The sequence below is a fragment of the Salinibacterium sp. ZJ450 genome, from assembly GCF_011751885.2.
Classification (GTDB): Bacteria; Actinomycetota; Actinomycetes; order Actinomycetales; family Microbacteriaceae; genus Ruicaihuangia.
Genome location: NZ_CP061771.1, coordinates 940889 through 954977, shown reverse-complemented (window position 1 = coordinate 954977; position 14089 = coordinate 940889). Strand labels below are relative to the sequence as shown.

Here is a 14089-nt window from a genome sequence, read left to right as displayed (position 1 = left end):
TCGCTTGCCGCGATCGTGGAATAGAAACTCAATTTCATGCGTTTGCATAAGTGTGACCAGCGAACCATGCAGTCACAGCAATCGGCGTCGAGGAAACCCGGCGCACGTCCCCACAAGGAGCAAATCATGGCCAGACTTGATGGCAAGGTAGCAATCATCACCGGTGCTGCGCAGGGAATGGGCGAGTCACATGCTCGTCTCTTCGTTGCCGAGGGCGCAAAGGTGCTGTTGACCGACGTCAACGAAGAGCGCGGCAACAAGCTGGCGAGCGAACTGGGTGAGAACGCCCGGTTCCTCAAGCATGACGTGACCTCCCTCGCCGGTTGGCAGACGGTGGTCGAGACCGCCGAGAAGGAGTTCGGCCCGGTCACCGTGCTCGTGAACAACGCCGGAATCATCGGCCCGGTGGTTGAAACGGTCGAGTTCAGCGAAGAGGACTACCTCAAGGTCGTCGCAGTGAACCAGCACTCGCAGTTCTTCGGCATGAAGACCGTCATCCCCTCCATGCAGAAGGCTGGCGGCGGATCGATCGTCAACATCTCCTCGACTGCCGGCATGCTTTCGGTGGTCGGCTCTCCGAACCTCGCCTACGTCGGCAGCAAGTTCGCCTCCCGCGGCATGACCAAGCACGTCGCGTTGCAGTACGGCCCCGACAACATCCGCGTGAACTCGGTCCACCCCGGCTACATCAAGACCCCGATGATGGCCGCAGCCACCGACGAGACCGGCGGCGGCATCGCGGACCAGGTCCCGCTGCGCCGCATGGCCGAGACGATCGAGGTATCTGAGCTGGTGCTGTTCCTCGCGTCCAACGCGTCGTCCTACATCAGCGGCACCGAGCACGTCATCGACGGCGGGCTGATCGCCGGATAGCACCTTGCGAATTACGGAACGCTCCTGAATTCTCAGGAGCGTTCCGCATTTCCGGAGTCGCAGTGGCGGTGGCGGTGGCGGTGGCGCATGGCACACGAACGGGCGTGCCCCGTCGTCGCACAGCGATCGATGTCGCTAAGGCACCCGAGAAAGTCGAATGTCACCCGAGCGTGACATTCGCGCAGTCGGCCGCACGTGAAGGCTTCACCGAGCTGCCGTTCACTGCCGCCCACCCTTCGGCACTCCGCGAGCTGGCGTGGCACCACCGAGACCCCTTCGACCGGATGCTCGTTGCGCAGGCCCTCGTCGAAGGCGCCACGTCGTCGCGATCGACGGTTGGGCGAGTACGGGGCCACGCTGGGCTGATCGATCGAGCTGGGAATCCGACCGGCTCGGAGGGACGATGGCCCGGAGCGTCAGTCGCGATTGCCGAAGGCGGCCATCAGGCGCAGGCCGCGGCATCCGCCCCCGGGTAATCATCAAGCGTCCGCGGCATCCGCCCCTCCCCTACGAATGTCGGTGGTCCAACCTACTCTCATAGCAGTGCCGGACCACCCATCCACATTTGGAGGACAGTGTGAAGGTACTGGTTGCCACCCGGAAGACCCAGGGTGCGCGTGAAGTCGATTTCTCAGACACGATTGACGGCGAACTCGTCTTTGACAGCGGTCCGTGCGGCGAAGTGCAGGATGCCGAGAACTGGGATTGCCGGTGCTCGATCGGGTTCTGGGGAGTCGCCTCGGGCGAGCTCACCACCACGGCGATAGTCGCCGACCTGCCGATCGGGCTCCGCGAGTACGAACGCGCCGTGCGTGACGGCGTGCGGAGTTGGTGCTGCAGCGATTGCGCACGCAGCTTCGCACACGACACCCGGATGGTTGCGCTCAGGTTCCCTGTTGGGACCGTGGTCGAGCGATTGCGTGACCAATTCTGCGCTCGCCCCTCCTCCACCTCGCCGCGCTAGCGTTCCCTCTCCACGGATGTCGCAGACGCTCTCGAATCTATGTTCGAAGAATTGCAGAATGTAACCATGTCCGAGTTCTCCGATCAGCTCACCGCCGCGATGGCTTCCGCCCTCGCGGCGGTGGAGCGACTGCCAGCGCAGTCGTCTCTCTTTGGCGAACTCGATGACGACACTTTGGTCGCGGCCAACCGCGATCTTGCCGAGATTCGCCGGGCCTTGGACACCCGCTGCGCCGTTGTCGCCGGGGAAGTCGCGGCCCGATCCACGCGCGAGAACGGGTACAGCGGCCTCGCGCAGCGTCAGGGGTTCCGTTCGCCGGAGAAGTTCATCCAGCACATCACCGGCACCACCTTTCGTGACGCGGGCCGACAGGTCCGGGCCGGCGGCATCCTGCGGGAGCGGGACCGGGATTCCGACCAGGGCGGGCTCGGGCTGGACGATCCTTCGCTGGCGCCTAGTCGACCGTGGCTGGCTCCGGCGAGCGCCGCGGTAACAGCCGGTTGGCTGTCCGTCGACGTGCTGGATTCGGTGGCCCGCGGGGTCGGCGAGCCCAGCGAGCAGGTGAGCGCCGAGGCACTGGCTAACGTGGTGACGACCCTTCTGGGAATACTGCATTCCGCGCACGACGCGGGCGGACCAGTCGATGCCGACCGTGCCATGCTGCTCGCCCGACAGCTTCGAGACGAGCTTGACGACCAACTCGTCGCAGAACGGGAAGCACGGCTGCATGAGGCCCGCGCATTCCGGCGGGTGAAGGGCCCGAACGGGCTGCCCCGATACATCATCGATCCCGACATCGAGACGGCAGCCCTGATCGACGACATTTGCAGTCGCATCACGTCGCCTCGGCGAGGCGGGCCACGTTTCGTCAACGAGGCGGACAAGGCCTGGGCGCAATCGGTGATCGATGACCCGCGCACCACCGATCAGTATCTCCACGATGCGATGGTGGACCTGCTGCGCGTCGCCGCGACGGCAGGAACAACCGAGACCAAACGCATCGTCGGCTCGCGGATGCCTGCCGTACGGGTACTCGTTGCTAGTCCGAATCTTGATCAACGTCAGGGAGCAGGCCACCTTGAAGGAGCCGAGTTCCCCGTTTCCATCGCCACAGTCGAACGAATCGCCTGCACCGCCGGCACCATCGATATCGGCTTCGACTCCTATGGTCAACCGCTGAATCTGGGACGTGAGCAGCGCCTCTTCAGCCGAGCACAGCGCATCGCGCTGGCTGCCAGAGATGGTGGCTGTGGGTGGCCGGGTTGCGATTGTTCGCCCGGGTTCACGGAGGCTCATCACATCGACGAATGGGTCCGAGATCATGGGAAGACCGATGTCGCGGACGGGATACTGCTCTGTCGTTTCCATCACATGCTGCTGCACAACAACGGCTGGCGCATCATTCGGAACGACTCCGGGCATTACATGCTCATCCCGCCCACGGATCGAGATCCTGACCAGACGCCGATCGCGCTGTCGTCGAGGAGTCCTGCCCTGCGGGACTTGCGAAGGCTCACCGCGTCAGGTCCGCCGCCAGCGTCCGATGAGCCGGTCCGAGCTGAGGGTGGTGGTGACAATGCTGATGGCGGATGACGTGAGTCAGCCGAGCAGCGTCCCCCACACCGCACGCGCTCCGGAGTCACCGATCAGCGCGATCATGACGACCGTGCCGACGCCCACCACTACCGACGCCACGGCCAGCGCGACGGTGATCAGGCGTGCCGTCGGTGTGGTCCGAGCCCCGGGCGCAGTCCGGGCAGAGTCGTCCGCGCGCGCAGTCTGGACAGCGTCAGCCCCGCGCGCCGTTCGGGGAGCGTCGTTCGCGCGCACGGTCCGGGCAGTTCGCGCCGCCTCGTCCGCGCGCGCCGCACCCAGCGAGCCCGTCGACGACAGCTGCATCCGCGGTACCCCGTATCGGAACCACACCCACTGCGCCACGGCCACAACGAATAGTGCGATCACCCACGGCAGCAGCATCAGTCCCAACGCCTCATGGTGCAGAACGGCGGGGATCGGCCCGACCACCTGCTTCAACGACTGCCCGGCCAGGACCGTGATCGGCACCAGGACGAGCACCACGAGTGCAGCCAGCGGGGTCACGATGCCGAGCCGCCGTCGGGCCGCGGGCCAGAACTGCCCCAACAGCAGGGCGAGCACCGTGAGCGGGGTGAGCACCACGGTGGCGTGAACGATGAGCGGATGCAACGGCAGCCCGCCGACCTGAATCACGTCGCTAGCGAAGACATTGAGCGCAAAGGCATCCATGCTTAGAGAAACGGCGTGGCGACCCGAACAGTTCACCGCACTACGCCGGCGAACCGGTGACCACCGCACTGCCCTCGCGGCCGTCACCGGCGAACCACATCCACATCCGAGCCAGCCAGCCGTTCTCACTAAAGATCCGTGAACCAACCAGCACGCAGCCTCGTTGTACAGGTCAGGAGGTGAGGGATGCCGCCAGAGGATGAACTACGGCTGATTGAGTTGTACGACGCCCACGGGCCCTCCATCTGGCGCTTCGTCGTACACCTCACCGGCAACCCGACCCAGGCGGACGACATCGTGCAAGAGACCCTCCTCCGCGCCTGGCGCAACCCGCAGATCGGACGCGGCGAGCTGGCATCCACCCGCTCCTGGATGTTCACCGTCGCCCGCAACCTCGTGATCGACGAGGCCCGCAGCGCCCGACACCGGCACGAGATCGGCGTCGCCGAAACCCCGGAACTCACCCAGGAGGACAGCACAGACGCCCTCTTTGAAAGTCTGCTCATCGAAGAGGCACTCGAGTCACTCGACATCGAACACCGCGCTGTGATCGTGCACGCCTACTACGGCGGATGCAGCATCGCCGAGGTCGCCCTTCGGCTCGGCATCCCGCAGGGCACAGTCAAGTCGCGGTTGCACTACGGGTTGCGCGCACTGCGCCTCGCATTGCAGGAAAAGGGGGTGACACGATGAACCCCGACCACCCGCGCTTCGCGCAATGGGATGCCGGATATGTGCTCGGCGCACTGTCACCGGCCGAGCGCCGCGAGTACGAGGAACACCTCGCCTCGTGTGAGGAATGCCGCCGCTCCGTCGCGGAACTCGGCCCCATGCCAGGCCTGCTGGCGCGACTCTCCGGCGAACGAGCCAGGGCACTGCTGGATAACACGGAAGCCGCAGCCAAGGGTCCGCGCGCCGACCTGGTGGACGACATCCTGCGTCAGAGCCGCGGCCGCAACGTCCGCCGCATCCGTCGAGCCCGGATCTGGGTGGGCGCAGCGGTCGCGGCGGCGGCCGCGATCCTGCTCGCGGTGATCCTTGTGCCGCTCACCCTCGGCCGATCGGACGACACCGACTCGCAGGCCGTGGCACTCGAGTCACTCAGCGACATCCCGATCACCGCCGAGGTGACCTTCACCCAAGTCGGCTGGGGCACCCGGCTCGAGTTGGAGTGCCGCTACGAGGGCGAAGCATCGCCGGATGCCCCGGATGGTCGGCCATACGCGTTGTATGTCATCGATGACCAGGGCAACCGCAGCGAAGTGTCGAGCTGGCGGGCACTTCCCGGAACTACCGCCCGACTGGAAGCCGGCACCGCGGTCGACCTCGACGACATCGCTTCGGTCGAGATCGGGTCGCTCGGCAGCGGGAGAACGCTGATGCGCGGCAGCCCGTCGGATTGAGGCGCGGGTGATGGATGTCCTCGCGCTCGGCGCGATCAACGGGTGGATCAATGTTGGGGGCTTGCGCGTTCAGCCGGTGAGAGTGGGCACGCGTTCAACCGGTGAGCGTGGGGGCACGCGTTCATCCGGTGCGAAAAGAGGCGGCGTGTCGTGAACCATTTGCCCGCCGGTGTCGTGTTCCTGACTGTGACCGCGATCGCGGGCGCGACCACGAGGGAGGGTTCCCATGAAGCTGAGATTCGCAACCGGACTGGCTGGCGCCGCCTTGGCCATTCTGTTGACGGGCTGTGCCGGTGGTGCCGGCTCCAACGGCACCGACGAACAGCCGACCGACGAGGGCACATCCGAAACCACCGCGCCCGAGGAGACCGAAGCCCCGGACAGCGAGGAGTACGCGCTCATGACCGCCGACTCCGATCTCGGTGAGATCGTGGTCGCCGGAAACGGCATGACCGTGTACATGTTCGACAACGACACTCAGGGGTCCGGCACGAGCACCTGCGAAGGACAGTGCGCCACCAACTGGCCCGCCGTGACCACCGAGTCCGCCTCGGCCGAGGAGATCGAGGTCGAGGACGTGACCGGCGAGGTCGGCACCATCACCGGCGTCGACGGCGCCACCCAAGTGACACTGAACGGCTGGCCGCTGTACTACTACATCGGCGACATGGCTGCCGGTGACACCACAGGCCAAGGCGTCGGCGGCATCTGGTGGGTACTCAGCCCCGCAGGCGAACGGATGGCCGAATAGCGGATCAGAGAAGGCACCACTGGCTGACCAGAGGAGGCAACACGCCAAACTAACCGCCGGGACAACCCGCCGGCGGTCAGGCGAATGGTGAGGCGAATGCAGTCGCGGCACGGGTCATATGGGCCGGGACTGGACGAGAAGGTGGCACCCGAACGCCTTCTCGTTCTTATGCGCAGCCACGCGCGCGTGACCCCAAGAGCACTCCGAACGAACTCCGCACCCACGCCGAACCCACGGCTCCACAAGTCATCTGTAAGCCAAAATCCGATAAATGGTACTTATCTCCGCAGTCTGAAAAACCATTGCGCACCTCGTTACCGACTCGTAACGTGGCCGAGGTTTACGCGCGGTCGACCCCCAACACAACCCCAGTCAGACCCAACTCAGACCCACTGGGCCGCGCGGGTAAGGACTTCATGCGCACCCGAACCAGAGTCACGGTCCAGAGATTTGGCCCCGATCGGCGAGACCTGGCGAAATCCGCCTTCACCACCAGGCGAGTACCGCACGGCGCCATGCACACCATCGTGTTGGGAGCCATGCGACCCCGCTCCGGAGATCTGGTCCTCGCCCGCGTCACCCGGCTCGGCCATCACCGACACATCGAACAACCGAACGGACGCCGAGCCGTCCTGCATCTCGACGACGAAATCATCGTCACCTACGGCGACCGCTACGCCACCGACCAGTTCGAGTCGCGTGTACCCGACTCACTGGGACGCACCGAGCTCGTGGCATCCGGAGGCATCGCCTCACACGTGATCAGCCGCAGCCAAGCGGTACATACCGCAACACAGATTCTGCCGGTCGGACTGATCGGCGATGACCGCGGCCGCCCGCTCAACGTGATGGACTTCGCGCTCGACCCGGTCGTCCCCACCCGGACACGACCGCCGACCATCGCAGTGCTCGGAACCGCGATGAACTCCGGCAAGACCACCACGGTGCGGTACTTGGTGAACGGTCTCAGCCGGGTCGGCATCCGCGCCGGCGCGGCGAAAGCCACCGGCACAGGATCCGGCAACGACTACTGGTGCATGCTCGATGCCGGTGCACACCGCATGCTCGACTTCACCGACGTGGGCTTCTCCTCCACCTACCGGCAGCCGCTCAGCCAGCTGGAGCGCAAGTTCCGCGAACTCGTTGATCACCTCACCTATTCCGGCAGCCTGGTCAACCTCGTCGAGGTGGCTGACGGGATCTACCAGGATGAGACATCCCGCCTCCTCGATTCGGCGGTCTTCCACGACCTCATCGACGGCGTCATCTTCGCCGCCCCCGACGCCATGGGCGCCACGGCCGGCATCAGTCACCTGCAACAGCTCGGCTACAACACGCTGGCCGTGTCGGGCATGCTCACCCGGTCACCGCTCGCGGCCCACGAAGCCGAAAAAGCCACCCACCTGCCGGTGCTCAAGATCGAGCAGCTGCGCGATGTCACCATCAGCGCTCCCCTGCTGGGCGTGCCGTACTCCCCGGCCGGACAGTGGCCAGAGGAGAAGCCCAAAGACGCTGCTGGCAACGCGGCGGCATCCGGCCGGTCCCGGAACAAGCGCTATCTGGTGCATTACGCCGGAACCGCACCGACGGCGACCGCAACGGCAGCGGGAACCCGCTGATGCGTCAGTCCTCCGGCCTGTGGCGAATCACAGGCGGCCAGGTGCTCCTTGTCCTGATGCTCGGCCTCGCCCAGGTGGGAACGCTGGTGGCGTACGTGCTGCTCATCCGCTCGATCATCGACGCCCTCGCGCCCGCAACCGTCGGCGCCGAGGCCGCGGCCATCTGGACGACTGCCATCACCCAGGGGATCGCCCTGGGTGTGGTCGCCCTGATCACCGGCTGGCTCCGGGCCGCGGAATTCTCGATCACCGAACGGATCGGATACCGAGTGGTGCAGACGCTCCGGATGCGGATGTACCGGCATCTGCAGGGCATGTCGACCCGCCAGTTCCAGGGCCGCGCCCGCGGCGGGCTGCTCCTCCGCTTCCTCGGTGACCTGTCGATGACACGACTGTGGGTGAGCCGCGGCGTGCTCGGCGGCTTCATCGCGCTGATCGTGCTCGTCGGCACGACGACCGCTCTCGTCATCCTGAATCTCTGGATGTCGCTGGCCATTGTTGCCGTGCTGCTCGCCGGTGCCGCCGCCTCGCTCGCGGCGGGCCACGCCATGCGCCGAGCCACCCGCACCATGCGCCGCCGCCGGTCCCTGGTGATGAGCAACCTCGACGAACAGATGAACACCCTGTCGGTGGTGCAGATCTTCGGCCGGACCGAGGGTGAGTACAGCCGACTGGATCGACAGAACGACACCCTGACGCGCGCGCTCATCCGGGTCGCCCGGCTACGCGGTTACCTGCGCGGCATCTCAGCCGCCACCTCCATGCTCGCGGTCGCCGCGGTGCTGGTCACCGGGCTGTTCGAAGTGCGCAGGGGAAGCAGCACGGTGGGAACCGTGGTCGCGTTCGCGATCGTGGTGCGCCAGCTGGCCGGACCGATCCGACGGCTCGGGCTCGCCCACGACTACTGGCACCGCGCGCAGGTGTCGCAGCAGAAGATCCTCGAATTCCTGCGCAGCTCCAGCCGCGAACTCAGGGACCCGGACAGCGAGCGGCTGCGGGTTCGCCGGGGCGACATCGAGTTGCGCGGAGTGAGTGTCGAGGGGGCGCTGACAGACGTGACGGTCGACATCCCGGGCGGACAGTTCGTCGCGGTGACCGGTCACGGCGGCGCCGGCAAATCGACGCTGCTCGGGCTCCTTGCCCGCACGATCGAGCCGGATGACGGATCGATCCTCATCGACGGTCAGACACTTAAGGACACCACGCTGCATTCCAGCGCCCGCTGGATCGGGGCGGTCGGTCCCGACCTGCCGCTCACCCGCGGCACGGTGCGGCGCAACCTCCTGTATGCGATGCCCGATGCGCCCGCCGAGGAACTAGAGCGGGTGCTCGCCGTCACGGGTCTCGACGACATGTGCGCCGAGCTGCCGGGCGGACTGGACAGCTGGGTGGCCGAGGGCGGCAGGAACCTGTCACTCAGTCAGCGGCAGCGCATCGCGTTGGGCCGCGCCATCATGGGTGCCCCGCCGATCCTGCTGCTGGATGAACCGACCCTCGGCCTCGACGAGGAGGGCCGCAACACCCTCCTGCAGATCATCAGCCGGCACCGTGGCACGGTGCTGCTCGCCACTCACGATCCCAACGAGGTCGCCCTCGCCGACTCCGTGCTCGAGCTGAGCGACGGCCACCTGACGGGGACGGTCTCCGGCGAGGAATTCCGCGACCGGCTGTGGCTGGCGTCCCAGGGCGGCAGTGCCGTGACGGATGCCTCGTCCTTCCTCTCTCACACCCGCAAGCCCGCCCACGTTGCCTCCCAGGAGATCCGATGAGACGCGCACTCCGCCGTGACCGCTGGCTGATCGCGATCAGCCTGACCGCGCTGATCGGCATCGTCTTCACAGTCGTCACCGACTACCGCACCCGCACCGCGCCAGCCGTCGAGACGATCAAGGTGGCGGTGCACAGCCCCCTGCCGCAGGAGTGGACACTGCAGTTCGCCGGCGACACGATGGTGAGCGACGGCGCACAGCCACTGCTCGACCAGTCCGGCTACGACGCGCCGTTCAGTCAGGTGGCGCCGCTGCTGCGCGGGGATGTCGTGATTGCCAATGCCGAAGCTCCGATCAGTGAGCAAACGGTGCCGGCGAACCCGGGCAAGTCGTACTCGTACAACTCGACTCCGCTGGTGGCCGGGGCGTTGCAGCGGGCCGGTGTCGACGTGCTCGGCCTCGGCAACAACCACGCCATGGACATGCGAGTCAGCGGGCTGCGCGACACGCAAGAATTCTCCCAGCAGGTCGGCATAGACACCTTCGGCGCCGGTGGCACCATCGCCGAGGCCGAGCAACCACTGCTGCTCACGTCGCCGATCGGCACGGTCGGGATTGTCGCGCTCGGCGAGGACTTCGGCGACGCAAACAGCGCCAGCGAGGACCAACCAGGCACCGTGGTGCTGAGCCCCGAGGCCGTGCAACGCGGCATCGACCTGGCACGAGCCGGAGGCGCCGACTGGGTCATCGCGTACGTGCACTGGGGCGACAACTACACCGACACCCTGCCGCCGCAGCGGTACTGGGCCCAGATGATGGTGGATGCCGGGTACGACCTGATCGTCGGCACTGGCCCGCACATCGCGGCACCGATCGAATTCGTCGACGGCGTGCCCGTGGTCTACAGCCTGGGTAACTTCGTCTTCGGCGCTCCCGGACGGTTCAAGAGCTTCGGCAAGGAGGGAATCGGCCTGCTGCTGAGCGTGACGCTGAGCACCACTGCCCCGACACAGTTGGCGGTTCGCTGCATCCTCACCAACAACAAGAAGACCGGGTACGTTCCGCAGGCCTGCGGCCCGGAGGACACCGCCCGAATCATGCCGAGCATCAGCCCCCGGCTGCGAGTGGACGGCACGACCGCGCGGATGTCGTGCGTGTGCCTGCCACCGGTGAAGCGTGAATAGCGGAGGCACCCGCCGGTCGCTGCTCGGCATCCGCGTCTCGTTCGTTGCCGCCGCCGTTGCCGCCACTGCCGCCGTTGCCGCGGCAAGCCTCGTGCTCAGCGGCTGCACCATCACCCCAGGAGAACCCGTGCCATCCAACACTCCCCCCGCGTCACCTCCAAAGTCCGCGTCATCCGTTATTCATGGCGGCCTAGGCCGCTTCACCTTCCGTCCGGACGGCCCACTCGAGGACAACCCGATCCGGGTCTGGTACAGCGCGCCGCACGGCTCGCTGGCTGACGCCGACATCCTCATCGTCATGCACGGCGCGCAGCGGGATGGGAAGGATTACCGGGCCGACTGGCTGCCACTGCTGAAGGGCACCAACACCCTGCTGCTGGTGCCGGAGTTCTCGGAGCGCGAGTACCGCGGGGTCGAGGCCTACAACCTGGGGCGAACGGTGGACCGCGACGGTGACCTGCGACCGCACGACGAGTGGAGCTTTGGCGCCATCGAGCAACTGTTCGACCTCGTCGTCGACGAGGTCGGCAGCTCGGCGACCGACTACGCGTTGTTCGGCCACTCGGCCGGCGCACAGTTCGTGCACCGCTTCGTCGAGTTCATGCCGGAGGCCCGTGCACGAGTGGCGGTGGCCGCGAATGCCGGCTGGTACACGGTGCCGGATGACTCGATCGCTTTCCCGTACGGCACCGAGGACGCGCCGGTGTCGGCGTCGGAGATGCGCCCCGCCTTCGCGCAACGGCTGATCGTGCTGCTCGGCCTCGACGACACCGATCCGCACGACGACCTGCTGCAACGTGACCGGAACACCGATAAGCAGGGCAAGACCCGGCTCGCGCGCGGAACCCATTTCTTCGAGCAGGCGCGCTCGGCGGCCGCCGAGGATGCCGCACCGTTCAACTGGCAATTACTCACCGTGCCCGGCGTCGCCCACGAACACGCCGAGATGGCAGCTGCCGCGCTGCCGCTGTTGGATCTGACGGACGACTGACTGACGTTCAGCGAGCGTTCTTAAAACAGGCGTAGGGTGAACTCAAGTGCATGCATATGCATAAAGTGATTCGAAAGATCGACAAAGGAGATGCCCCATGAAGGCATGGCAGTTCACCGGAACCAACAACCCCCTCGAGCTCAACGAGGTCCCTGAACCCCAGGCAGGCCCCGGTCAGGTCGTCGTCAGCGTGAAGGCATCCGGGGTGTGCCACTCCGACGTCACCGCCATTGACGATGCCGGATGGATGCCGCTGTTCCCGGTACTCCCCCGCACCATGGGCCACGAGAGCGCCGGTGTCATCACCGAGGTCGGCGAAGGCATGGACCACTGGAAGGTCGGCGACCGTGTCGGCCTCTCCCCGGTGATGAGGGACGGCGACGCCCTCGGTTACGGCAAGTGGGACGGCGGCTTCGGCCCCAAGATGCTCGCCACCGACGACAACCTGGTGAAGCTGCCCGATGAGGTCTCGTTCGAGCTCGGCGCCATGGCGACGGATGCCGGACTCACCGCCTACCACGCGATCATGGCCGTCGGCGGAGCCAAGGCCGGCATGAAGGTCGGCGTCATCGGCCTCGGCGGTCTCGGCTACATCGGCGCTCGCGTTGCGGTGCTGGCCGGCGCAGAGGTGTACGGCGCCGAGGTCAACCCCGAGACGCAGAAGCTCGCCGACGAGATCGGCCTCGCCGGAGTCGCCGACTCGATCGACGCGTTCAAGGACAAGAACCTCGACCTGATCGTCGACTACGCGGGCTTCGGCACCACCACGGCCGCGGGTATCGAGACGCTCGCCGAGTTCGGCACGTTCGTGCAGGTCGGCATGGGACGCCTCGAGGCGACCATCAACACCTACCCGATCATCATCAACCAGCTCACCATCCGCGGCTCCAAGTCGGGCACCAAGGAGGACCTCGAGAACCTCTACGCGCTGATGAAGTCTGGCCAGCTGAACCCGCCGATCAACCTGATCACCCAGGCCGAGATCCCCGAGGCGATCGACAAGCTGCGCAAGGGCGGCGTCGTCGGCCGCTTCATCGCGGTGTACGAGGACTAATTCCTTCCTGACCGGCGCTCGCACCACTCTTGGACTGCGTGCGAGCGCCGTGAAAACGGCCGAGCGCTGCCGCCGCGGCAGCAGCGCTCGGCCGTTTTCTGCGCGCTCACAGATCAGGGGTGGGGCGGATGTCGCGGGCCGGGTCTTCGCACGCTCCGAGCAGAGTCGGGTGGCGACATCCGTCCCTCCACACAGTCGGGCCGCCCACAGTTGGGCCGCGACATCCGCGCTGCACACCTGTCCCCGTGGCGCAGGTCGCGACATCCGGGTTGGGCGTTCACGGCGTCGGGCGTAGCCTCGTGGCAGACGAACCGACGCGGGCTCGATGTCCGCGAGGAGGCGATCGAGATGTGCCGCTGGCTGGCCTACTCCGGCGAACCGCTCACCCCTGCGACGGTGGTGCTCGACACCCCGCACTCGCTGGTGGCGCAGTCGCTCAACTCGCCGCTCGGCAAGGAGACCGTGAACGGCGACGGCTTCGGGCTCGGCTGGTACGTGACCGATGGACACGAGCGCAGCAGGCCGTGGCTGTTCAAGAGCATCGAACCCGCCTGGTACGACGAGAACCTGCGGGAGATCACCCACGCGGTCGAAAGCCCGCTGTTCTTCGCGCACGTGCGAGCGGCCAGTGGCCCGCCGATACAGGACACCAACTGTCATCCGTTCCGCCATGAGAACTGGATGTTCATGCACAACGGCGGGCTGCGCGAGTGGGCGCGGATACGACGCGACGTGATGCTCGCGATCGATCCCGACCTGTTCCCCAAAGTACTCGGCACCACCGACTCCGAGGCGCTGTTCTACCTGGCGCTGACGCTCGGGCTGTCCGAGGATCCGGTCGGCGGGATGGCACGCAGCATCCGTCGGGTCGAAGAGATCGGACGGCGGCTGGGCGTGGAGTTCCCGATGCAGGGTTCGATCGCGGTGTCGGATGGCGCGACGATCTGGGCGTTCCGCTATTCCACCGAGCACCAGTCGCGCACCCTGTTCCACTCCGAGGACATGCGGACGCTGCAACAGAATTTTCCGGATGTCGACAGACTCAAGGCACACGGTGAGCGGTCGCGGGTGATCGTCTCCGAGCCGCTCAGCGACCTCGAGGGCGCGTTCGTCGAGGTGCCGGAGTCGACGGTGGTGATCGTCGACGAGGAGGGGTGCCGGCAGGAGCCGTTCCTGCGCGATTAGGGTGGGTCTGCGCCGGGTGCGGGCGCGATCCGGGCGCTACCACATCTGCGGGTGGAAGCACCATGGGCAGGGCTCCACTATCCGCCCAACC

14 protein-coding genes are annotated in these 14089 nt (G+C 66.5%); 13 read left to right on the top strand and 1 reads right to left on the bottom strand.

The genetic code is table 11. From position 1 onward, the window contains the following. Positions 1-126: 126 nt before the first annotated feature. From HCT51_RS04570 to HCT51_RS04555, 4 genes are all read left to right on the top strand, one after another. Positions 127-873 (top strand): glucose 1-dehydrogenase, encoded by a 747-nt coding sequence (locus HCT51_RS04570; RefSeq protein ID WP_166870763.1) that lies wholly within the window; start codon positions 127-129, stop codon positions 871-873. A 170-nt stretch (positions 874-1043) separates the two neighbouring features. Beyond that, positions 1044-1349, top strand: a complete 306-nt coding sequence (locus HCT51_RS18670; protein WP_224760666.1) for a PIN domain-containing protein — start codon at positions 1044-1046, stop codon at positions 1347-1349. A 101-nt stretch (positions 1350-1450) separates the two neighbouring features. After that, the gene (locus HCT51_RS04560) at positions 1451-1837 is read left to right on the top strand and encodes a DUF7715 family protein (RefSeq protein ID WP_166870761.1); all 387 of its coding nucleotides are present in this window, start codon (positions 1451-1453) and stop codon (positions 1835-1837) included. A gap of 66 nt (positions 1838-1903) precedes the next feature. Next, complete coding sequence (locus tag HCT51_RS04555; protein WP_166870759.1) at positions 1904-3430, top strand: HNH endonuclease signature motif containing protein; 1527 nt, start codon at positions 1904-1906, stop codon at positions 3428-3430. Positions 3431-3436: 6 nt separating this feature from the next. Here HCT51_RS04555 and HCT51_RS04550 read toward each other — a convergent pair whose 3' ends face one another. Next, complete coding sequence (locus tag HCT51_RS04550; protein ID WP_166870757.1) at positions 3437-4066, bottom strand: DUF2231 domain-containing protein; 630 nt, start codon at positions 4064-4066, stop codon at positions 3437-3439. A 222-nt stretch (positions 4067-4288) separates the two neighbouring features. On the opposite strand from HCT51_RS04550, the gene HCT51_RS04545 reads away from it, so the two are divergent. The 9 genes from HCT51_RS04545 to HCT51_RS04505 all read left to right on the top strand — a co-directional run bounded on the left by HCT51_RS04545 (position 4289) and on the right by HCT51_RS04505 (position 13998). Continuing rightward, on the top strand, positions 4289-4795 hold the full coding sequence (locus tag HCT51_RS04545; RefSeq protein WP_166870755.1) for a sigma-70 family RNA polymerase sigma factor: 507 nt from the start codon (positions 4289-4291) through the stop codon (positions 4793-4795). Further along, positions 4792-5505 (top strand): zf-HC2 domain-containing protein, encoded by a 714-nt coding sequence (locus HCT51_RS04540; protein ID WP_166870753.1) that lies wholly within the window; start codon positions 4792-4794, stop codon positions 5503-5505. Before HCT51_RS04545 ends, HCT51_RS04540 begins: the two co-directional genes overlap by 4 nt. 226 nt (positions 5506-5731) lie before the next feature. Continuing rightward, positions 5732-6256 carry a COG4315 family predicted lipoprotein gene (locus tag HCT51_RS04535; protein ID WP_166870752.1) on the top strand — a complete coding sequence of 175 codons (525 nt, stop codon included), beginning with the start codon at positions 5732-5734 and terminating at the stop codon, positions 6254-6256. A 539-nt stretch (positions 6257-6795) separates the two neighbouring features. Further along, the gene (locus HCT51_RS04530) at positions 6796-7875 is read left to right on the top strand and encodes a DUF1611 domain-containing protein (RefSeq protein WP_191413765.1); all 1080 of its coding nucleotides are present in this window, start codon (positions 6796-6798) and stop codon (positions 7873-7875) included. After that, on the top strand, positions 7875-9644 hold the full coding sequence (locus HCT51_RS04525) for an ABC transporter ATP-binding protein (RefSeq protein WP_166870750.1): 1770 nt from the start codon (positions 7875-7877) through the stop codon (positions 9642-9644). The genes HCT51_RS04530 and HCT51_RS04525 overlap by 1 nt, the downstream gene beginning before the upstream one ends. Beyond that, positions 9641-10768: a CapA family protein gene (locus HCT51_RS04520; RefSeq protein ID WP_166870748.1), complete on the top strand. Its 1128-nt coding sequence runs from the start codon at positions 9641-9643 to the stop codon at positions 10766-10768. Before HCT51_RS04525 ends, HCT51_RS04520 begins: the two co-directional genes overlap by 4 nt. After that, complete coding sequence (locus HCT51_RS04515; protein ID WP_166870746.1) at positions 10761-11759, top strand: alpha/beta hydrolase; 999 nt, start codon at positions 10761-10763, stop codon at positions 11757-11759. The genes HCT51_RS04520 and HCT51_RS04515 overlap by 8 nt, the downstream gene beginning before the upstream one ends. A 97-nt stretch (positions 11760-11856) precedes the next feature. Beyond that, on the top strand, positions 11857-12813 hold the full coding sequence (locus HCT51_RS04510; RefSeq protein WP_166870744.1) for a zinc-binding dehydrogenase: 957 nt from the start codon (positions 11857-11859) through the stop codon (positions 12811-12813). A 348-nt stretch (positions 12814-13161) separates the two neighbouring features. Next, on the top strand, positions 13162-13998 hold the full coding sequence (locus tag HCT51_RS04505) for a class II glutamine amidotransferase (RefSeq protein WP_166870742.1): 837 nt from the start codon (positions 13162-13164) through the stop codon (positions 13996-13998). Positions 13999-14089: the final 91 nt, after the last annotated feature.

What these genes read in the sequence shown, in the direction of transcription:
- HCT51_RS04570 (WP_166870763.1), top strand. Translation starts at nt 127, where the DNA reads ATGGCCAGACTTGATGGCAAGGTAGCAATCATCACCGGTGCTGCGCAG.
- HCT51_RS04555 (WP_166870759.1), top strand. Translation starts at nt 1,904, where the DNA reads ATGTCCGAGTTCTCCGATCAGCTCACCGCCGCGATGGCTTCCGCCCTC.
- HCT51_RS04545 (WP_166870755.1), top strand. Translation starts at nt 4,289, where the DNA reads ATGCCGCCAGAGGATGAACTACGGCTGATTGAGTTGTACGACGCCCAC.
- HCT51_RS04540 (WP_166870753.1), top strand. Translation starts at nt 4,792, where the DNA reads ATGAACCCCGACCACCCGCGCTTCGCGCAATGGGATGCCGGATATGTG.
- HCT51_RS04535 (WP_166870752.1), top strand. Translation starts at nt 5,732, where the DNA reads ATGAAGCTGAGATTCGCAACCGGACTGGCTGGCGCCGCCTTGGCCATT.
- HCT51_RS04530 (WP_191413765.1), top strand. Translation starts at nt 6,796, where the DNA reads ATGCGACCCCGCTCCGGAGATCTGGTCCTCGCCCGCGTCACCCGGCTC.
- HCT51_RS04525 (WP_166870750.1), top strand. Translation starts at nt 7,875, where the DNA reads ATGCGTCAGTCCTCCGGCCTGTGGCGAATCACAGGCGGCCAGGTGCTC.
- HCT51_RS04520 (WP_166870748.1), top strand. Translation starts at nt 9,641, where the DNA reads ATGAGACGCGCACTCCGCCGTGACCGCTGGCTGATCGCGATCAGCCTG.
- HCT51_RS04510 (WP_166870744.1), top strand. Translation starts at nt 11,857, where the DNA reads ATGAAGGCATGGCAGTTCACCGGAACCAACAACCCCCTCGAGCTCAAC.
- HCT51_RS04505 (WP_166870742.1), top strand. Translation starts at nt 13,162, where the DNA reads ATGTGCCGCTGGCTGGCCTACTCCGGCGAACCGCTCACCCCTGCGACG.